Source organism: Pseudonocardia charpentierae (genome assembly GCF_031845345.1).
Taxonomy (GTDB): Bacteria; Actinomycetota; Actinomycetes; order Mycobacteriales; family Pseudonocardiaceae; genus Pseudonocardia; species Pseudonocardia charpentierae.
In genome coordinates this window covers 1-270 of the sequence record NZ_JAVREJ010000129.1, presented here as the reverse complement: position 1 = coordinate 270, position 270 = coordinate 1, and the positions used below count along the sequence as shown (strand labels likewise).

At 67.8% G+C, this 270-nt stretch carries 1 protein-coding gene; it reads left to right on the top strand.

Features of this window, described 5'->3' with window-relative positions:
- Window positions 1-7: 7 nt before the first annotated feature.
- Window positions 8-133 (top strand): hypothetical protein, encoded by a 126-nt coding sequence (locus RM445_RS32175; RefSeq protein WP_311560630.1) that lies wholly within the window; start codon window positions 8-10, stop codon window positions 131-133.
- Window positions 134-270 lie beyond the last annotated feature (137 nt).

Sequence of the window (270 nt, the reverse complement as noted above, 5' to 3'; positions counted from 1 at the left end):
GCTCGGCTTGGCCACGATCGCCGAGGACGTCAGCCCGGAGTTGGCGTTGGCGACGATCGCATCGGTCGAGGTCCTGGGCGCGTTTAGGGCGTCGCGGGCGGTCAAGACCGCGCTCGCCCCCCGCACCCTCTGAACCACCCCAGCTGAACCACCGCCCCATCTGAAATTTCTGCACGGCTCGGCCGACCGGCCGGCGCCGCGATGACACCTGCGCGTGTCACCTCTGCCCAGGAAGGGCTTTTCTCATGGACGACAACCAGACCACTGGCA